At 40.3% G+C, this 18808-nt stretch carries 17 protein-coding genes and 3 tRNA genes; 10 read left to right on the top strand and 10 right to left on the bottom strand.

Translation table 11 applies throughout. The annotated features are described in order from the left end of the window. Positions 1-8 precede the first annotated feature (8 nt). Positions 9-1151: a glutamine-hydrolyzing carbamoyl-phosphate synthase small subunit gene (carA, locus tag I593_RS07935; RefSeq protein ID WP_016167046.1), complete on the bottom strand. Its 1143-nt coding sequence runs from the start codon at positions 1149-1151 to the stop codon at positions 9-11. 325 nt (positions 1152-1476) lie between these two features. Here carA and I593_RS07930 point away from each other — a divergent pair, with 325 nt between their 5' ends. After that, positions 1477-1932: a hypothetical protein gene (locus I593_RS07930; protein WP_016167045.1), complete on the top strand. Its 456-nt coding sequence runs from the start codon at positions 1477-1479 to the stop codon at positions 1930-1932. A gap of 73 nt (positions 1933-2005) precedes the next feature. Here I593_RS07930 and I593_RS07925 read toward each other — a convergent pair whose 3' ends face one another. After that, the gene (locus tag I593_RS07925; protein ID WP_016167044.1) at positions 2006-2545 is read right to left on the bottom strand and encodes a DOMON-like domain-containing protein; all 540 of its coding nucleotides are present in this window, start codon (positions 2543-2545) and stop codon (positions 2006-2008) included. A 9-nt stretch (positions 2546-2554) separates the two neighbouring features. Further along, positions 2555-2878, bottom strand: coding sequence for a ribosome assembly RNA-binding protein YhbY (gene yhbY, locus I593_RS07920; RefSeq protein WP_016167043.1), 324 nt, complete (start codon positions 2876-2878; stop codon positions 2555-2557). Positions 2879-3063: 185 nt separating this feature from the next. On the opposite strand from yhbY, the gene rlmE reads away from it, so the two are divergent. The 5 genes from rlmE (at position 3064) to I593_RS07895 (ending at position 8898) form a co-directional block, all read left to right on the top strand. After that, positions 3064-3714 (top strand): 23S rRNA (uridine(2552)-2'-O)-methyltransferase RlmE, encoded by a 651-nt coding sequence (gene rlmE / locus I593_RS07915; protein WP_016167042.1) that lies wholly within the window; start codon positions 3064-3066, stop codon positions 3712-3714. A gap of 136 nt (positions 3715-3850) precedes the next feature. Next, the gene (ftsH, locus tag I593_RS07910) at positions 3851-5740 is read left to right on the top strand and encodes an ATP-dependent zinc metalloprotease FtsH (protein ID WP_016167041.1); all 1890 of its coding nucleotides are present in this window, start codon (positions 3851-3853) and stop codon (positions 5738-5740) included. Between the two features lie 141 nt (positions 5741-5881). Further along, complete coding sequence (gene folP / locus I593_RS07905; protein ID WP_016167040.1) at positions 5882-6733, top strand: dihydropteroate synthase; 852 nt, start codon at positions 5882-5884, stop codon at positions 6731-6733. 135 nt (positions 6734-6868) lie between these two features. After that, positions 6869-8461 carry a vWA domain-containing protein gene (locus I593_RS07900; protein WP_016167039.1) on the top strand — a complete coding sequence of 531 codons (1593 nt, stop codon included), beginning with the start codon at positions 6869-6871 and terminating at the stop codon, positions 8459-8461. Positions 8462-8583: 122 nt separating this feature from the next. Beyond that, positions 8584-8898 carry a DUF5713 family protein gene (locus tag I593_RS07895; RefSeq protein WP_016167038.1) on the top strand — a complete coding sequence of 105 codons (315 nt, stop codon included), beginning with the start codon at positions 8584-8586 and terminating at the stop codon, positions 8896-8898. 83 nt (positions 8899-8981) lie between these two features. Here I593_RS07895 and I593_RS07890 read toward each other — a convergent pair. Next, positions 8982-9067 (bottom strand) — tRNA-Leu (locus I593_RS07890). Positions 9068-9277: 210 nt separating this feature from the next. Between I593_RS07890 and I593_RS07885 the strand changes: the two genes are divergently transcribed. Further along, a complete protein-coding gene (locus I593_RS07885) occupies positions 9278-11062 on the top strand; it encodes an alkaline phosphatase D family protein (RefSeq protein ID WP_016167037.1) in 1785 nt (594 codons plus the stop codon). 40 nt (positions 11063-11102) lie between these two features. Here the strand turns inward: I593_RS07885 and I593_RS07880 are convergent, their stop codons facing one another. The 3 genes from I593_RS07880 to I593_RS07870 all read right to left on the bottom strand — a co-directional run bounded on the left by I593_RS07880 (position 11103) and on the right by I593_RS07870 (position 12532). Beyond that, positions 11103-11834 (bottom strand): hypothetical protein, encoded by a 732-nt coding sequence (locus I593_RS07880; RefSeq protein WP_016167036.1) that lies wholly within the window; start codon positions 11832-11834, stop codon positions 11103-11105. A gap of 525 nt (positions 11835-12359) precedes the next feature. After that, a tRNA-Leu gene (locus I593_RS07875) sits at positions 12360-12445 on the bottom strand. A gap of 13 nt (positions 12446-12458) precedes the next feature. After that, a tRNA-Cys gene (locus tag I593_RS07870) sits at positions 12459-12532 on the bottom strand. A 152-nt stretch (positions 12533-12684) separates the two neighbouring features. Between I593_RS07870 and folD the strand changes: the two genes are divergently transcribed. Continuing rightward, positions 12685-13533, top strand: coding sequence for a bifunctional methylenetetrahydrofolate dehydrogenase/methenyltetrahydrofolate cyclohydrolase FolD (gene folD, locus I593_RS07865; protein ID WP_016167035.1), 849 nt, complete (start codon positions 12685-12687; stop codon positions 13531-13533). 299 nt (positions 13534-13832) lie between these two features. Beyond that, positions 13833-14501, top strand: coding sequence for a class I SAM-dependent methyltransferase (locus I593_RS07860; RefSeq protein ID WP_016167034.1), 669 nt, complete (start codon positions 13833-13835; stop codon positions 14499-14501). 27 nt (positions 14502-14528) lie between these two features. Here the strand turns inward: I593_RS07860 and I593_RS07855 are convergent, their stop codons facing one another. Continuing rightward, the gene (locus I593_RS07855) at positions 14529-14960 is read right to left on the bottom strand and encodes a hypothetical protein (RefSeq protein WP_016167033.1); all 432 of its coding nucleotides are present in this window, start codon (positions 14958-14960) and stop codon (positions 14529-14531) included. A gap of 128 nt (positions 14961-15088) precedes the next feature. Next, positions 15089-16408, bottom strand: coding sequence for an MFS transporter (locus tag I593_RS07850; protein WP_026440854.1), 1320 nt, complete (start codon positions 16406-16408; stop codon positions 15089-15091). A gap of 380 nt (positions 16409-16788) precedes the next feature. Between I593_RS07850 and glpD the strand changes: the two genes are divergently transcribed. Beyond that, positions 16789-18300, top strand: a complete 1512-nt coding sequence (gene glpD / locus I593_RS07845; RefSeq protein WP_016167031.1) for a glycerol-3-phosphate dehydrogenase — start codon at positions 16789-16791, stop codon at positions 18298-18300. Positions 18301-18389: 89 nt separating this feature from the next. Here the strand turns inward: glpD and I593_RS07840 are convergent, their stop codons facing one another. Beyond that, positions 18390-18755, bottom strand: a complete 366-nt coding sequence (locus I593_RS07840) for a hypothetical protein (protein WP_016167030.1) — start codon at positions 18753-18755, stop codon at positions 18390-18392. Positions 18756-18808: the final 53 nt, after the last annotated feature.

The following is an 18808-nucleotide window of genomic DNA, read 5'->3' as shown; positions in this document are numbered from 1 at the left end:
CTCCTTAATTACTTCTTAGATGCTTCGATAAGTTCGATGAAATGATCGAACAATGGGGCACAGTCATGTGGACCTGGGCTTGCTTCAGGGTGACCTTGGAAGCTGAACGCTGGTTTGTCTAAACGATGGATACCTTGTAAGGTTTGGTCGAATAAAGACTTGTGCGTAGCTTTCAGGTTTGCAGGTAGAGTTTCTGCATCAACTGCGAAGCCGTGGTTCTGAGAAGTAATCATCACAGTACCATCTTCAATGTTCTGTACTGGATGGTTTGCACCGTGGTGACCATGTGGCATTTTCACGGTTTTAGCGCCAGAAGCGAGTGCAAGAATTTGGTGACCCAAGCAAATACCAAATACAGGTAGATTGCGAGCATCTTCAATAATTGTTTTTACAGCTTCAATAGCGTAGTCACATGCAGCAGGATCGCCAGGACCGTTCGATAAGAACACGCCATCTGGATTTAATGCGAGTACTTTCTCTGCAGGAGTTTGCGCAGGAACAACAGTGAGTTTGCAACCGCGGTCTGCGAGCATACGTAAGATGTTGGTTTTGACACCGTAGTCGTATGCAACAACATGGAATTTATGTTCAGGTTGAGTAAAGCCTTGACCTAGAACCCAAGAACCTTCAGTCCATTCGAACCCTTCAGGATCACAGCATTCTTTCGCAAGGTCTAAACCATTCAAGCCACCGAATGCACGAGCTTTTGCTAAAGCCTCTTCTTCAGTAATATTTTCGCCAGCTAGAATACAACCATTCTGCGCACCTTTGGCACGCAAAATACGTGTTAATTTACGTGTATCAATATCTGCAATTGCAACGACATTGTGCTCTACAAGGTATTCGCCAAGAGATTGTTCTGCACGGAAGTTACTATGCAATAAAGGTAAGTCACGGATAATTAAACCGTTTGCCCACACTTTATGAATACGGCCAGACTCTGCATCTTCAGAGTTACAACCTGTATTACCGATATGCGGATAAGTTAATGTCACAAGTTGTTGTGCATAACTTGGATCGGTCAAAATTTCTTGATAGCCAGTCATGGCTGTGTTGAAAACGACTTCACCAGTCGTACTTCCCGTTGCGCCGATAGAGGTACCTTTAAAGATTGTACCGTCGGCGAGGGCTAAAATGGCGGGGATGCTCAAACCAAAGCTCCTGAACTAAAACCACAAAAATAGGGCTGTAAAAAAGCGAGTAGACGAAAAAAAAGGAAGGTCGTAAAAAAACCTATCCTCCCTTGCGTCTGCTCGCTTGTAACTTAACAGCGCATTATACGCATCAACTGTGAAAAAGTCCACGTCAAAACGAAATAATAAAAAGATAAAAGGCTTGCTTTTATTCAAAAGCTGTTTTGTTGAGCAAAATAAAAAATGTAAGCAATTAAGAATTGTCTGACAAATCAAGATTTAAATTTGATCAAGTCCAGTTAAGCTTGCAGTCTTCACACTAAATAAGAATAGGTTATGTATTATGACAGCAGAAAAAAAACCAACAGAAGCTACAGAATCACTTAAAGAAGTTGTTTCTGAAAGTTCAGAAAAACTTGAGAAAGTAGCAAAACAGGCCAAACAACAAGTAACGGAAGCGGTCGTTGAGACTCAAGAGAAAGTGACGGAGGAAGCGAAGCAATTAAACGCAACGGTGCAAGACCAAATTCGTCAACTCAAAGAAGATGTATTACAGCGCATTGAAAGTTTAAAATCACAATTAAATTTGTCGCAGAAAGATTTAACAGATTTAAAAGACTTTGTAAAAACGGAAGTCAATGCTGTGATTGAAGATTTGAGCAAATTTGGTAAAGAGTTAAAGGATGATGTGAGTCAGATTTCGGTTAAGCACAAAGATCAACTCACTGAAACTTTTAAACGTTCTAAGGAGCATACGCTTGAAGCTTGGAACAAAGTATCAAGTAAAGATGTATCTTGAGCGCGTTCATAAATAAAAGTGTTTAAGTCACAATCTTCACCTCTCCTTGTAAAAGGAGAGGAGTTAAACTGCTTTAGAATAGATGAAGCCAATCACGTTTATTATGGAAATCAGCACTCGGACTGCTATGCTGCATGGCGTAGAACTGTTCACCTTGGGCGGTTTTCAGTACAGCCGTCAAACCAATAAATAAGTCAGACCATTTCAATTTATACTTCAGCATAAATTCTGTTAAATCTAAACTAACATTCAGTCCATAGTGCGTACGCTTAAGCTGATTTAATTCAATATCATACGCAGCAAGTGGAGGCATCTCTTCAGGATAACGATATTCTTCAAATTGATAAACTTGCCATGCTTGAGAAGGTGATAAATTGATTTCACGATAAAAATCTTCGTGTTTTACACCAATGAAAATCTCAAAGCAGGTGTTTTTCCAAAGAAAATCCTGACGAGGATGAGCAGCAATTAATGCAGGCCACTCAATCCACTGGTTCGGGTCTCGAATCCAAAAACCGACATTCAGTGTAAAAGGGCTGACTTGTTCAATCGCGCTGACTACTGAAATCGCTTGGAAGCGGCGATCAAATGCACTGAGCTCGTAGCTTGCCATAAATTGAAATTACTTAGATAAATGTGCGTGACGAACAAGGTTCGAAAGTTTTGGATTTTGTTGCTTTGCTTTTTTATAAAGCAGGGCAATTTTGCCAATCGTTTGCACGACTTCAGCGCCTGTCACTTCCGAGATTTCAGCAATAACAGCTACACGTGCTTCACGATCTTCACCTGCAATTTTAACTTTGATGAGTTCGTGATCATTTAATGCACGGTTAGTTTCCTCAACGACATTTTCAGTCAAACCTTGCCCACCAATCATTACTACAGGATTAAGGGCATGACCAATTTGACGTAAACGCTTGCGTTCCTGAATAGATAAAGCCGCCATGAAAGATAACCTAATTTTAAAAACGACCTAGTATAGCAAAATTGAGTTGAAGCGGTTGAAATAATCGATCTTGTTGATTGAAAAAAACAGCAGGATAAAGTCGATTTAGATACAGATGTATACTGCAAGCACTTGGTTTTTCACGTACAATGAAAAATTAGAAGTTTTTATACACATAGAGAGTTATGGCAACACGCATTACCAACCAAAAATTATCCAAAAGTAGTCGTGCGTGGATGAGAGAACATCTTGATGATCCCTTTGTGAAAAGAGCACAAAAGGAAGGTTATCGAGCACGAGCTGCTTATAAATTATTGGAAATTCAAGAAAAATATAAAATTATTAAGCCCAGTATGACTGTGGTGGATTTGGGGGCTGCTCCTGGGAGTTGGTCTCAAATCGCTGGAAAACTGGTCGGTGACAAAGGTTTAGTCATTGCATCGGATATTTTAGAAATGGATGCTTTACCAGATGTAACCTTTTTACAAGGTGACTTTCGTGAGGAAGAAGTCTTCGAAAAATTGTTAAATATTTTAAATGGGCGTGTTGTTGATGTTGTAATTTCTGATATGGCCCCCAATACATCTGGTAATAGAGCTGTAGATCAACCTCGTCAAATCTACCTTTGTGAGCTTGCATTAGATTTTGCCAATAAGGTTCTAGGACCAAATGGGCAGTTTGTAGTGAAAGTTTTCCAAGGCTCAGGCTTTGACGAATTCCGTAAACAAGTGGTCGATAGTTTTGACGTGTTGAAGACGGCTAAGCCCGCTGCATCACGTGCTCGTTCGAAAGAAGTTTTTTTAATCGGCCAAGGGCGCAAGAAGGCTTTGAAATAAAGTTTACTTGCCAACGCGTTAAAAATTGTGCATTTTGTACTTTTTTACATTATTGAACAGCTGGGTTTACAGCTTACATTATTAAGGTCACCCATCCTTGGGCATGATCAAATTAGATTGATATGGGAATAAAGCTTTGAGCGATCTCTTCAAGAATGCCGTCTTGTGGCTCATTATACTAGGTGTGCTGATTTTGATTTTCAGTAACATCAGTGACCGTGATAAGCCAACTGCAATGAACTATTCAGAGTTCGTTACAGCGGTGAATGCTGGTCAAATTAAGCAAGTCACAATTGATGGTGAAAGAATTAGTGGCACTAAATCAAATGGATCTGAATTTGAAAGTATCCGTCCAGCGGTGCAAGATCCTGAATTGATGCCTAGCCTGATTAAAAACAATGTTGTCGTTGAAGGAACTGCACCACAACGTCAAGGTTTGTTGATGCAACTTCTGATTGCAAGCTTCCCTGTACTTTTAATCATTTTGTTATTCATGTTCTTTATGCGCAACATGGGTGGCGGAGCAGGTGGTAAAAACGGCCCGATGAGTTTTGGTAAGTCAAAAGCAAAAATGCTTTCTGAAGACCAAATTAAAATTACATTTACGGATGTAGCAGGCTGTGATGAAGCAAAGCAAGAAGTTGTCGAAATTGTAGACTTCTTGAAAGATCCTGCGAAGTTTAAACGTCTAGGTGCAACCATTCCAAAAGGCGTTTTAATGGTGGGTCCACCGGGTACAGGTAAGACTTTACTTGCAAAAGCGATTGCAGGTGAGGCAAAAGTTCCATTCTTTAGTATTTCTGGTTCTGACTTCGTTGAGATGTTCGTGGGTGTTGGTGCATCACGTGTCCGTGATATGTTCGAACAAGCGAAACGCCATGCGCCATGTATCATTTTTATTGATGAAATTGATGCCGTAGGTCGTCATCGTGGTTCGGGTACAGGTGGTGGTCACGACGAACGTGAACAAACCTTGAACCAGATGTTGGTTGAAATGGATGGCTTTGAAGGTAATGAAGGTATTATCGTTATTGCTGCAACGAACCGTGCAGATGTATTAGATAAAGCTTTACTACGACCTGGTCGTTTTGACCGTCAAGTCATGGTGGGTCTTCCAGATATTAAAGGTCGTGAGCAAATATTAAATGTTCACTTGAAAAAATTACCTTCTGTGACTGGTGTAGATCTAAAAGTTCTTGCACGTGGTACGCCAGGTTTCTCTGGTGCACAATTGGCAAATTTGGTGAATGAGGCTGCATTGTTTGCTGCTCGCCGTAATAAAAATACGGTTGATATGCATGACTTTGAAGATGCGAAAGATAAAATTTACATGGGACCAGAGCGTAAATCGATGGTTCTTCGTGAAGAAGAGCGTCGTGCAACGGCTTACCATGAAGCTGGTCATGCCATTGTTGCTGAAATTTTGCCAGGTACAGACCCTGTTCATAAAGTCACAATTATGCCACGAGGTTGGGCATTGGGTGTAACTTGGCAGTTGCCTGAACAAGACCAAATTAGCCACTATAAAGATAAGATGCTGAATGAACTTTCAATCTTGTTTGGTGGTCGTATTGCTGAAGAAATTTTTATTAACCAACAATCTACTGGTGCTTCGAACGACTTCGAGCGTGCAACTAAAATGGCACGTGCGATGGTGACCAAATATGGTATGTCGGACAAGCTTGGTGTGATGGTTTATGAAGATGAAAACCAAAACGGTTTCTTTGGTAATGTTGGTAGCCGTACCATTTCAGAAGCTACACAGCAAAAAGTAGATGAAGAAGTACGTCGTATTTTGGATGAGCAGTACCGTGTAGCACGTGAAGTCTTAGAAAATCACAAAGATATTGCACATGCTATGGTAAAAGCTTTGATGGAATGGGAAACCATTGATCGAGAACAAATCCGTGACATTATGGAAGGTCGTGAACCACAACCACCAAAAGTGTATGTTGCTGAGAACCCAGTGATTGATGTGACGCCAACAAATGGTCCATCTACTCCACCACCACTACCAGCAAGTTAATTTTAAAAGTTAATAAAAAGAGCCTCTATTAAGAGGCTCTTTTTTTGTGCTGCTGTTTTGAATGGAGTTTAACTTAAAACTTTTCAGCCAGAGATCCCCCTGAATTGTTACACTAGGAATACTTGTTTCTGGAGTATCTTCATGCAGCTTATGCCCTTGCCAAATCGCGTTTTAACCTGTGGTTGTTTAAGTTTAGATTTGTCTATACCAAGGGTAATGGGTATTTTGAATGTGACACCAGATTCTTTTAGTGATGGTGGGTTGCATAATACCAAGGATGCAGCCGTAGCGCGTGCATTGCAGATGATCACTGAGGGTGCGACTGTAATTGATGTGGGTGGGGAATCTACCCGTCCAGGCGCAGCAATCGTTGATGTGGATGAAGAAATTCGTCGAGTGATTCCTGTAGTGGAAGCACTTGCACAACATGATGTGATCATTTCTATTGATACTTCAGCGCCAGAGGTCATTCGTGCGGCTGTGGCAGCGGGTGCCCATATTTGGAATGATGTGCGGGCATTAACTCGCCCTCAAGCTCTTCAAACTGCTGCTGAACTGAATATACCGATTATTATTATGCACATGCGTGGTGAACCAACGACGATGAATAATTTAGATCAATACAAAGATGTCACGGAAGATGTGATGGCTGAATTGCATCAACGAGTTGATGATGCATTGGCTGCTGGAGTGAAACCTGAGCATATTTTGATTGATCCAGGTTTTGGTTTTGCTAAAAATGCCCAACAAAACCTTAAACTGCTTAAAGAGTTTTGGAAGTTGAATGCTATGGGTTATCCAATTCTCTCGGCATTGTCACGTAAGCGTTTTATTGGTGAAGCATTAGGAGGAGCTGACGCAGGGCAGCGAGCAATAGGTTCAGTCGCTGCACATTTACTCAGCATTCAGCAAGGTGCATGTATGGTGCGTGCACATGATGTTAAAGCGATGTCGGATGCAATTAAAGTGTGGCAAGCTATGCAATTGGCTTAGTTGTTGATTGAATTTTTCAAAGAAATAAAAGGATTATTGCTTTAATCTTTTTGGGTTGTCACGCAGTAAGTGTGTGCTGTAAAGATGTAGATGAGTTTGTTAAATACTTGAAATTAAAATAACACGGGAATAATGATGATTGTGAAACCGAAATTGTTGGTTGTGAGCCTGAGTGGTTTATTGTTGGTGGCTTGTGGGAAAATGCCTGCTCAACAGATGTCTATGGGCAAAATGGCAGCTGTGGAAGTGGGAATGCCAGCACCCTCAATGGTAAATGCTTATGAAAGTATGCCCCAACCTATTGAGAATACTGAAAACTATCAAAAAGTAGAAACCAATCCAGTATATGTTGTTGCACAACAGCCCGTCTCTACCTTTAGTGTTGATGTGGATACGGGGAGTTACAGCAATGTAAGGCGGTTTTTAACACGTGAGGGTCAGTTGCCCCCTGTAGATGCAGTTCGGATTGAGGAAATGGTGAATTATTTCAACTATGATTATCCCAATCCTACAGGACAGCATCCATTTTCTGTAAATACTGAGGTTGTGAATTCGCCATGGCAGCCAAATGCTAAGATTATAAAAATTGGTATTAAAGCCAAAGACTTGGAAATGAAACAATTACCAGCTGCTAATTTGGTATTTTTGGTGGATGTTTCGGGAAGTATGGATGCGGAAAATAAACTGCCTTTAGTCAAAAAGACCCTAACTTTACTCACTGAGCAATTGCGTCCACAAGATAAAGTCACCATTGTGACCTATGCGAGTGGTGAAGATTTGGCATTGGCACCCACTTCTGGTGCAAACAAGGATAAAATTTTAAAAGTTATTCACCGATTAAAAGCGGATGGAGCTACTTCGGGCGAGCGAGCAATTCAATTGGCCTATGAACAAGCACAAAAGTCTTATATTCAGGGTGGTATCAATCGAATTCTAATTGCAACGGATGGTGATTTTAATGTTGGAATTACCAATTTTGAAACCTTAAAGGGGATGATCGCTGAGAAAAGAAAATCAGGGATTTCTTTCTCTACCTTTGGTTTTGGAACAGGCAATTATGATGAACAGTTGATGGAACAATTGGCTGATGCGGGCGATGGCAACTATAGTTATATTGATAATGAGCGTGAAGCAGAAAAAGTATTGCAGCGACAACTGAGTTCAACATTGGCAACGGTTGCTCAAGATGTAAAAATTCAGGTGGAATTTAATCCTGCTACGGTTAAAGAATACCGCTTAATTGGCTACGAAAATCGTGTATTAAAGAATGAAGATTTTAATAATGATCGTGTCGATGCGGGAGATATTGGTGCGGGGCATACGGTCACAGCCCTATACGAAGTTATTCCTGTCGGTCAGAAAGGTTGGCTAAGTGAATCACGCTATCAAGCACCAAGTAATTCATCTAAAGCTAATAAACAAGAATACGCTTATGTGAATGTGCGTTATAAACAACCACAAAAAAGTCAAAGTGTTTTACTGAGTCAACCTGTACCAGCACGTAGCGTGGCATTAGCACAGGCATCTTCAGATACGCGTTTTGCTATTGCGGTTGCATCTTATGCTCAACAGTTACGTGGTGGGCAATATAATGCCAATATGAAGTGGGATGATATTTTAAAATTAGCTCAAAGTGCGGCTTTACCAGATGAATTTGGCTTACGTGCCGAATTTATAGACTTGGTGAAAGCGGCAAAAAGCTTAAGTGCGGAGTCTGTAAAACCCTAAGTATTCACGTTATTTTCTTATTAAGATAACTGGGTAGTATTTATACTGCCCATTTTTTATTTGGTAAATGTTCATCTTTATGCTATATAGGCTCGCGTTTATAAGTAGTTTTGAGTGGCTGTATGTTTGCAGATTTACTTCTCCCAATGTTTGATGATGATTATTACCCTGATGTATTGGTGGCTGAAGTACAACAATGCATTGTGCAATTTGCTAAGAAAGTCGCAAAGGTGAAAGAAAGCACAGCCGAAATTTATCGTTTTGCTAATGAAGCAGTTGTGGCAATTAATGAAATGAAACCACAATTTGAAGATTTAGATTCATCGTTAGATGATACTGCTGCGGATTATATTGCTGAGGCGATGATGATGGTGGTGCAGGAGCACGGTCATTTCGATATAGAAATGGAAGAGTTGATTGCAAATCGAGAGTGGTAACACTCTCTTTTTTATTTATTTTAGATATAAAAAAAACAGCTTTCGCTGGATTCTTTATTACACCATTTTAAGAAGTATTAAAATGGTGCCCGGGGCCGGACTCGAACCGGCACGCTTTGAGGGCGGGGGATTTTAAATCCCCTGTGTCTACCTATTTCACCACCCGGGCATGAGCGCAATAATAGAGTACGAATTTATTCTTTGCAAGACTATTTCTTTGTATTTGCTTTATTTTCAGACAATTCAGAAGCTTGTGCTCAAAAAAATCACAATTTCAACGCCAATCTAGTTTTTATTGTCATCATATGTTCATGTAATTGAGATCATCATTAAATAATTATTGCCTATTTTTAACTCACGTTTGTAGTGGATTAAAAAAATGACAAATACTTTAACGCGCCGTGAACTCATTCAAAAAACTTTAGCGGGTTTTGGTGCAGTTTCTTTACCTATTTCACTCACCGCATGTGGTGATGACTCGGATGATTCTTCAGGTTCGGGTGTGAGCGTTCAATTTGAGCATGGTGTGGCCAGTGGTGACCCTTTACAAGACCGCGTCATTATTTGGACGCGTGCTACACCTAGTGATGTGCAAGCCCGCTTAGAAATTGTTTGGGAAGTTGCTTTAGATGCACAATTTACTCAAATTAAAACCTCAGGAAAAGTACAAACCAGCCCAGCACAAGATTTTACTGTAAAAGTAGATGTTACTGGCTTACACGCACAGCAGCGCTATTTCTATCGTTTCCGCTTTGGGCAGACGGTTTCACCGATTGGGCAAACCAAAACCTTGCCGTTGCAAACCAATCAGGTGAAATTAGCCGTCTGTTCCTGTTCAAATTATCCTGCGGGCTATTTTTATGTGTATCGTGAAATGGCTAAACAAGATGTTGATGTGGTGCTGCATCTGGGGGACTATATTTATGAATATGGTCAAAATGGTTATGCGACAGAAGATTCGGAAAAGTTAGGACGCTTACTGGCAGCAGATAATCAGCAAGAAATATTGAGCTTGGAAGATTATCGCAAACGTTATGCTTTGTATCGTCAAGATGCGGATTTACAAGCATTACATCAGAGACATCCTTTTATTGTGATTTGGGATGACCATGAGCTAGCTAATGATACGTGGCGTAATGGAGCAGAAAATCATACTGAGGCAACAGCTCAGGCACAAAATGAAGGTAAGTTCTCAGAGCGTAAACTGGCGGCATTACAAGCTTATTTTGAGTGGATGCCTATACGTCCTGTTTCAGAGGATGATCATTTACATATCTATCGTCAGTTTAATTTTGGTTCATTGATACAGCTCACCATGTTGGACACTCGAATTATTGCGCGTGATCAGCAATTGGATTATGCCAATTATATGACGGCGCAGGGCTTAAATACGGTGCAGTTTCAGCAAGATTTGTTAGCACAAGACCGAACTTTGCTTGGCTATGAGCAGCGTGATTGGTTGTTGCAGAAAATGATGCAAAGCAATGCGCAGTGGAACGTATTGGGGCAACAAATTTTAATGTCAAAGATGTTTATTCCTGCTGAGTTGCTTTTATCTTTGGCGGAAATTACCAGTGGCTCAGTCAGTGCTGAAACACTCACAAAAATGAATACGCAAATTACAGAGTTAGTGAGCATTAAATTGCGTGCACAAGCAGGTGATCCTACATTAACCGATTTGGAAAAGGCGCGGGTAAATACACTAGCACCTTATAATTTGGATGCATGGGATGGTTATTTTTATGAACGAGAAGTGTTGTATACCACACTTAAAGCATTAAATAAGAAAGTAGTAGTTTTGGCGGGGGATACACATAATGCTTGGTATTCTAAATTACTGAGCAAGGATCAAGATGTGGTTGGTGTCGAATTGGCGACGAGTTCTGTTTCTTCACCTGGCTTGGAAAAATATTTAAGTATTCCTTTGGCACAATTGCAGCAATTTGAATATGCCTTTCAAACACTGATTAACGATTTAGCTTATTGTAATTTGAATCAGCGCGGCTATCTATTGGTGAGTTTTACTGAACAGAACATGCAAGCTGATTGGATCTTTGTTGATAGTATCAAGCAAAAAAGTTATGTGGTTGATGAAACCAGGGGATATCAGTTGATATTCAATGCACAGCTACAAGTGCTAGAATCATTACCACAATCGGCTTAAATGAAATGATAAAAAAACTGGGATTTTCCCAGTTTTTTTATTACATCAAGCTATCTAGATAATTTTCTAAATCTTGATGTTTATGTGTTTGGCAAAGTTGCTGTTCCATATGCATAGATTTTAAATGCAAAGCATGAAAGTGCTGTAATTGTTTTAATTTTTGCTGATATTTCTCAGTATCTTTTCTTGTAAATTGAAGGATAAATTTGAGTTTAACTGTCTGTTTATAGCTCCAGAAATTAAAACGTCTTAATTCCTGTAAATAATACAGTCCAACGTGAGTTACGCTGTTGCGAAAAAGATTTTCTTTATAAAACTTCACAAAGCCAAAACCCATAGCAAAGAAAAACAGCACAATTTGCAGAAAAGTACTTTCAATAAATGCGATATTAATTGCTTGTAGAATAATTAATGCAGCGATTTTAATGGGCGCATGTTGTTGTTGTTCATAACAAGAGCTTGAGCTGTGTTTCATTTGTTTGAGTACAATCGGAACGTACAGCATAAATAACAACATAAAGCATAATACAGCAAAGCCATGTGCTTGAAAGGGGGTAAAGCGAGGAAAATATATTTCGAAATAATGTCCTAGACTTATGGACAGAGAAACAAAAATCATAATCGCTAAAATCCAAGGGATAAACTCTTTGATTTCATCCATTAAACCTTTAGTTTTGAGCATGCCATACAATAAAAAATTACGTTTAAATGCTGCGGGATACTGCATTTGTAATGGCTTTAAAAAAAGTGCTGCCTGCTTATCACTGACCATAAAAATGTGTACTTGAAAGTTACGGCATTATAAATCAGAAATGCACTTTTTGTTTAACTGATCTTAAAATCGATTAGAAGATTTTAAAATTTGATCGTGAAGTAAAACCATGACGCGATCGAATTAGCATACTTAAAAACTATAATTGATTAGAGTATTTTATGAGAGTTACTGCTGCGGCATTACATAATTTGCATAAACCTTGGGAGCTGCTTTTTTATTTGTTATTACTTAGCAATCAGATATGCCAAAAGGTTGTGGTTTTGAAGATCTAATACAATTTATCAAACAGATTATTATTAAAGAAATGACAATACGGATTTAAACTTGTCTATTTCTATCACTGGTCTAAAGCATTGCGTGTATTACTGGATTTCTTTCGGGAGTTAAAGGACTACGTGTAATACTCGCTACAGCATTTTGTCAAATTTAACTTTGCTGGATAGAGTAATGGGGGATATTTTAGACATAAAAAAACCAACTTTCGCTGGATTCTTTATTACACCATTTTAAGAAGTATTAAAATGGTGCCCGGGGCCGGACTCGAACCGGCACGCTTTGAGGGCGGGGGATTTTAAATCCCCTGTGTCTACCTATTTCACCACCCGGGCGTTTTAACAAGATTGGAGGCGGAGGTCGGAATCGAACCGGCGTACACGGAGTTGCAGTCCGCTGCATGACCACTCTGCCACCCCGCCATGTCTTGTTGATGCACATATTAACAACCTTTAAAAAAATTACAATACTTTAAATTGTGCATATGCACATAAAATCAGCATGTAGAATAAAATTGCCTAAATAATCATGTATTATTTGCAAAATTGATTCATATCTACCTTGGAGATGTGCTGTGGCATTAGTTTTAGATGGTCGTGCATTGGCTAAACAAATTGAAACTGACTTGTTAACCCGCGTTGAAGCGTTAAAAGCAAAATCAGGTCGTACCCCAATTTTGGCAACGATTTTGGTTGGTGACGATGGTGCATCAGCGACTTACGTGCGCATGAAGGGAAATGCCTGCCGCCGTGTAGGTATGGATTCATTAAAAGTTGAGCTGCCGAAAGAAACAACAACGGAACAATTATTGGCTGAAATTGAAAAATTAAATGCGAATCCAGATGTGCACGGTATTTTGTTGCAGCACCCAGTGCCTGAGCAAATTGATGAGCGTGCATGTTTCGATGCCATTTCTTTAGAAAAAGATGTAGATGGTGTAACTTGCCTTGGCTACGGTCGTATGGCAATGGGTGAAGCGGCTTATGGTTCTGCAACACCAGCGGGAATTATGACCATCCTAAAAGAAAACAACATTGAAATTGCAGGCAAACATGCTGTGGTTGTTGGCCGTTCTGCAATTTTAGGTAAACCAATGGCTGCAATGCTGCTGGAAGCAAATGCTACAGTAACGATTTGCCATTCACGTACTCAAAACCTTTCTGAGTTTGTTAAACAAGCCGATATTATTGTGGGTGCGGTAGGTAAAGCTGAGCTGATTCAAAAAGACTGGATTAAGCAAGGCGCTGTTGTGGTTGATGCAGGCTTCCATCCACGTGATGGCGGTGGTGTGGGTGACATTCAATTGGTAGGTATTGAAGAGATTGCATCTGCTTATACGCCTGTTCCAGGTGGTGTAGGTCCAATGACCATTACGACTTTAATTCGTCAAACAGTTGAAGCCGCTGAGAAAGCTTTAGGCTAATACTTTAAGTGTGCTTCTAAAAAGCCGTATAGCATAAAACTATACGGCTTTTTTATGGGGTAAACTCCATTTAGGAGGACTTTAGGTTTAGTCGGAAAATCTTCTGTTTAAGCCACTTTGCGTGAGTGCGTAGGTTTACTCAGCGGAGTATTACTTTTCAGTCATGCGCAGCTAGATTATGATCGCCTGATCTATTGATTCTAGCGACAGCAATAGCTTTATTTAAATTGCTGTTTCTATACGATTCGTTGTTTCTGGACGATGCATATTTTGCATAGCGTTAAAGGTTTATAAATTTAATGAGCTGTACTTTTCAAATGGCGAAAGCACCACAACATTTATTGGATGCATTGCATGAGGTCATTCCTCAGGCGGAGCTATTGGCGCAACAGTTGCCAGAAACACCTATTTCTTTGTGGCTCATTCCACCTGTCTTTCCAACAGATCGTCTAGATGATGAGGTGATTCGTCGTATTTGGAATGAAACGCCATATTGGATTTTTTGCTGGGCTTCGGGGTTAGCAATGGCACAGTGGTTATTGGCAGAGCCGCATCATGTGAAAGATAAAGTAGTCCTTGATTTCGGTGCAGGTTCAGGCGTGGTCGCGATTGCTGCCAAAATGGCGGGTGCGAAACGTGTGATTTGTTGTGATATCGATAAGGTGAGTTTGGAGTCGTGTAAGGAGAATGCGATTTTGAATCAGGTCGAACTGGAATATTTGGAAGATCTGTATCAATCAGAACAAGTCGATGTATTGTTAGCAGCGGATGTCTTATATGATCAATGTAACCGTTTTTTCTTAGACGAATTCTTAAAGTTTGCCCCTGAAGTTTGGGTGGCAGACAGTCGAGTGAAAAATTTTAGTCATCCAAAATATATGAAAATTGATGAGCGCAGTGCCACAACTTGGCCTGATTTGGATGAAGCAAAAGAGTTTCGCAATGTGAGCTTTTATAAGACGCTATAACGCATAGCGTCTTATAAGATTTTGATTTTATGAGCAGCTATAGCGCACAATACGCAAAGTACTTGGTCGTGCTTCTAAAGCCTGACGTGTTGCGTAGTCTTCGCCATTATGTAGGTCTGGCGTGTTGCTGAGTCCGATAGAAGTACGTGAGTTACCGATCTGACGACCATAACTATCAGATGCCATCGCAGCAGGGTTGGCGACTTCGTTCACACTTAAAATTTGCAGTTTAAAGGCTTTATTTGTTCCTAAAACTTTTTGGCAAGCGCGTTGTAGTTTTTTGGCATCTAGGTCCTGATTTTGACGACCAGCAAGGGTATACGCGAGGGTTGCAGAGTCCGCTGTTTGGCTTTCTACACGGTAACCGACTTGACCATTATACTGTTGAGGCGTGCTTTGGCAGGCTGCAAGTCCAACAACGATAAAACTAAGCCCTAAAAATTGAAACGTTTTTTTCATGGTGAAAGTTCCGTGTTTTATTCTTGCGCACAGTATGCCATAAGCCTGTGAAAATAACGATGTAGTTCAAAGCAAAACGACCCTCCTGTAACAAAAATCAGGATGGTCGAGCGCGGCTATAAGGGTAATTAATGATCGGTAATTAAACTGTGTTTTTTAGTGTCTTTCATAAAAACATAGGTAATTAAGGATAAGCCGATCATGATGGTAATATAGTAAAAGAAATAGCTTTCATGCCCTGCATTTTTAAAACTTAAAGCGATCAGTTCTGCTGTACCCCCAAAAATGGTGTTGGCAATTGCATAAGGCAGTGCGACACCCAAAGCACGGATGTGTGGTGGAAATAATTCAGCTTTCACGACTGCGTTAATCGCGGTATATCCTGTGACAATAATCATGCCACTCATACACAGCAAGAATGCAGTGGTTGCATCTGTGGTGGTGCCTAAACGATTGAAAATCGGTACGGTAAAGAGTACGCCACAAATACCGAAAGCGATCATAATGGGTTTACGCCCGATTTTATCGGACAAGGCGCCTACCGCAGGTTGAATCAGCATAAAAATAAAGATGGCTGCTGTGGTGATTTCAGTGGCAGTGCTTTTGTCAAAACCAGAAGTATTCACCAAATATTTCTGTAGGTAGGTGGTAAAGGTATTGAATGCAAGTGTGCCACCCGCAGTCAGCATAATGACGGTAAAAGCGGCTTTAGGGTGTTTGGTAAATAACTCGATCGCCCCTGATTTTGGTCCACCTTGTTTGGCTTGCTCCTGAGCTTCTTTTGAAGATTGGGTTTCAACCAGTCCACGACGAATCCAGAACACAACAATTGCTAGCATTGCACCAATCAGGAAGGGAATACGCCATCCCCAAGCATGTAGTGCTTGTTCAGAAAGTGTATGTTGCAAAATAATCAGTACGCACAGAGCGATGAGTTGTCCAGAAATTAAGGTTACATACTGAAAACTAGAGAAAAACCCACGATGATTTTTACCTGCCATTTCTGTTAAATATGTTGCACTAGAGCCATATTCTCCACCAACACTTAGGCCTTGTAGCAAACGTGCAAACAATAAAATCGCAGGAGCCAACATTCCAGCGGCATCATAGGAAGGCGCGCAGGCAATCATCAGTGAGCCAATACACATTAAGGATACAGAGAGTGTTAAACCTGCTTTACGGCCTTTGCGATCAGCATAGATGCCCATAATCCAAGCGCCAATAGGGCGCATTAAAAAGCCTAAGGCAAATACGGCTGCGGCCTGCAATAGTTTGACGGTTTCATTACCTTCTGGAAAGAAAACAGGCGCAAAATAAAGTGTGAAGGCTGCATAAACGTACCAATCGTACCATTCTACAAGGTTTCCAGCGGAGCCACCTAAAATAGATTTAAAACGTGTTTTTCGATCAAATGGCGTGTGTACAATTTGTGGGGATGAGTTTGACACAAGAAATTCCAAAGCTGTGGCAAAACACATTCTTTTAAATTCTTCAGAAAGGGGGAGAAAAATCTAAAAACATGTATTTTGAAAAAGAGGGTATATGTTACTTTTCACATAATCTTTTATACGCCGATGCGGATGAATCTGCATTAGACATTCGTCGCACTTAAGTCTATGTTTGCCGATGAATCGTATAAATGCTGGACAGATGTTAAATCTGGAAGATGGTTAAGCTTGAAAAAGCTTTTGAGATAAAATAATTCAATTTAACCGTCTTGGTTGGACAATTAATCTATAGTGATTTGGGTTTTCTGTTAGGATTGAAGAAAGAATTAAATAACAAAATAAAAGGTGCTTAAAGCGCGCAAAATAGGAGGAACCTGAATATGGATCAACATCATACATATGACCTAGTGGTTATCGGTGGGGGAATCAACGGTGTGGGGATTGCTGCTGATGCCGCAGGGCGAGGTTTATCTGTTTTGTTGTGTGAAAAGGATGATTTAGCCAGTCATACCTCGTCAGCTAGCAGTAAATTAATTCATGGTGGTTTGCGTTATTTGGAGCATAAAGAATTCCGCTTGGTACGAGAGGCTTTAGCGGAACGTGAAGTGCTGATGGCCAAAGCGCCACATCTTATTCGTGCTATGCGATTTATTATGCCACATCGTCCACATTTACGTCCTGCGTGGCTCATTCGGACAGGTTTATTTTTCTATGATCATTTAGGTAAGCGGGAAAAGTTAGCAGGTTCAAATTTGGTGGATTTTGATCCGAAAACCAGCCTATTTAAGCCTGAAATTGTAAAAGGATTCGAGTATTCGGATTGTGCGGTAGATGATGCGCGTCTGGTGATTGCGAATGCAATCCAAGCCCATGAAAATGGAGCAAGTATACAGACACGCACACGCTGTATTACTGCACAGGCAGAGCAGAATACGTGGATGGTACAGTTACAAAATGCACAGAGTACATTTACGGTACGTGCCAAAATATTGGTCAATGCTGCAGGGCCTTGGGTGACTGAATTTATCCAGCAAGACTTAAAGATGAAGGCCTCTTATAGTATTCGATTGATTCAAGGTAGCCATATTATTGTGCCGAAGATTTATGCGGGAGATAAGGCATTTATTTTGCAAAATGATGATCAACGAATTGTTTTTGCTATTCCATACTTAGATGAATACACCTTAATTGGTACCACAGATCAGCGTTATTTAGGTAATCCAGATCAAGTAGACATTACAGAGAGTGAAATTGATTATCTGTTGCAGGTCATGAATGCACATTTTCAGCATCAACTCACCCGTCAGGATATTATTGCGACCTATTCAGGTGTACGTCCACTGTGTGATGATGAATCTGATAATCCATCTGCTATGACCCGCGATTATACCTTGGTGTTGACTCAACAGCAGCATGCCCCATTGCTTTCAGTGTATGGGGGAAAGCTTACGACTTATCGTAAATTGGCGGAATCTGCCATGCATCAACTTAAGCCTTTTTTTAGTAAATTAAAACCGAATTGGACTGCTAAAGCCCTGTTACCAGGCGGAGAAAATTTTTATGATGAGATTCGTTTGGTTGAAGAGTTACAACAGCATGTACAAGGTATAACTCAATCACTTGCGCAGCGTTGGATACATACTTATGGTTCGCGTGTTTGGAGAATGTTGGATGGTTGTGAAAGTATTTCTGCACTTGGGCAGCACTTTGGACATGAGTTATACCAGCAGGAGGTTAACTATCTCGTGGCTAACGAATGGGCAGTGAATAGTGAAGATATTTTAAAACGCCGTACTAAGCTTTATTTAAAATTTGGCCAAGACCAGATTACTCAATTGGACGAATATCTGGTTGAATTACATAAGCGCCGTGCACAAGAAATAGCAGCTTAATATTCTTTGAATTTATATTGGCTTCTGACCTAAGGAAAAGCTGGTTATTTAGCTGTTAAAAAAAAGCCGCGTAAGCGGCTTTTCTACATTTAGATCTCGATACCACCAATTTGCTGGCAGTTTACAGGCGTATTCCATTTAACAGCTGTACCCCATACAACTGGACGTACAATACGCCAAGGCCAGAAACCAAATCTTTGACTAGCATTGTAATTGATAACCACATTACCGCCCACTTGATGTGCGCGTTCAGCAAAGCGAGGATAGAGCTCTTCTACACTCCCATAGGTTCCTTTAGCGACTTTAATGCGTTTTTTAATCTGAAACTGGCTAGAATCAGGCGTACCTTTGATGGTACAGATTCGTGGAGCTGATTGTTCTGTTGTTTCTGTGTTGGCTAGAGCAAGACCAGATAGACCAAATAAACAAGTTGTCAGTGTGAGTGCTTTTAGCATGAATTTCCCCTTTTATGTTTTTGTTGAATTATAAAGTTTATAAAATAGGCAGA

Origin of the sequence: Acinetobacter tandoii DSM 14970 = CIP 107469 (assembly GCF_000400735.1) — a bacterium.
Taxonomy (GTDB): domain Bacteria; phylum Pseudomonadota; class Gammaproteobacteria; order Pseudomonadales; family Moraxellaceae; genus Acinetobacter; species Acinetobacter tandoii.
The sequence above is the reverse complement of the archived record's forward strand: the minus strand, read 5'-3'. Positions and strand labels throughout refer to the sequence as shown.

Excerpts from the sequence above, each read along its gene's own strand:
- I593_RS07840 (WP_016167030.1), bottom strand. The coding sequence starts at position 18,755 with ATGCTAAAAGCACTCACACTGACAACTTGTTTATTTGGTCTATCTGGT.
- folP (WP_016167040.1), top strand. The coding sequence starts at position 5,882 with ATGCAGCTTATGCCCTTGCCAAATCGCGTTTTAACCTGTGGTTGTTTA.
- I593_RS07885 (WP_016167037.1), top strand. The coding sequence starts at position 9,278 with ATGACAAATACTTTAACGCGCCGTGAACTCATTCAAAAAACTTTAGCG.
- I593_RS07860 (WP_016167034.1), top strand. The coding sequence starts at position 13,833 with ATGAGCTGTACTTTTCAAATGGCGAAAGCACCACAACATTTATTGGAT.
- rlmE (WP_016167042.1), top strand. The coding sequence starts at position 3,064 with ATGGCAACACGCATTACCAACCAAAAATTATCCAAAAGTAGTCGTGCG.
- I593_RS07900 (WP_016167039.1), top strand. The coding sequence starts at position 6,869 with ATGATTGTGAAACCGAAATTGTTGGTTGTGAGCCTGAGTGGTTTATTG.
- I593_RS07880 (WP_016167036.1), bottom strand. The coding sequence starts at position 11,834 with ATGGTCAGTGATAAGCAGGCAGCACTTTTTTTAAAGCCATTACAAATG.
- I593_RS07930 (WP_016167045.1), top strand. The coding sequence starts at position 1,477 with ATGACAGCAGAAAAAAAACCAACAGAAGCTACAGAATCACTTAAAGAA.
- I593_RS07855 (WP_016167033.1), bottom strand. The coding sequence starts at position 14,960 with ATGAAAAAAACGTTTCAATTTTTAGGGCTTAGTTTTATCGTTGTTGGA.
- yhbY (WP_016167043.1), bottom strand. The coding sequence starts at position 2,878 with ATGGCGGCTTTATCTATTCAGGAACGCAAGCGTTTACGTCAAATTGGT.
- glpD (WP_016167031.1), top strand. The coding sequence starts at position 16,789 with ATGGATCAACATCATACATATGACCTAGTGGTTATCGGTGGGGGAATC.
- I593_RS07895 (WP_016167038.1), top strand. The coding sequence starts at position 8,584 with ATGTTTGCAGATTTACTTCTCCCAATGTTTGATGATGATTATTACCCT.
- I593_RS07925 (WP_016167044.1), bottom strand. The coding sequence starts at position 2,545 with ATGGCAAGCTACGAGCTCAGTGCATTTGATCGCCGCTTCCAAGCGATT.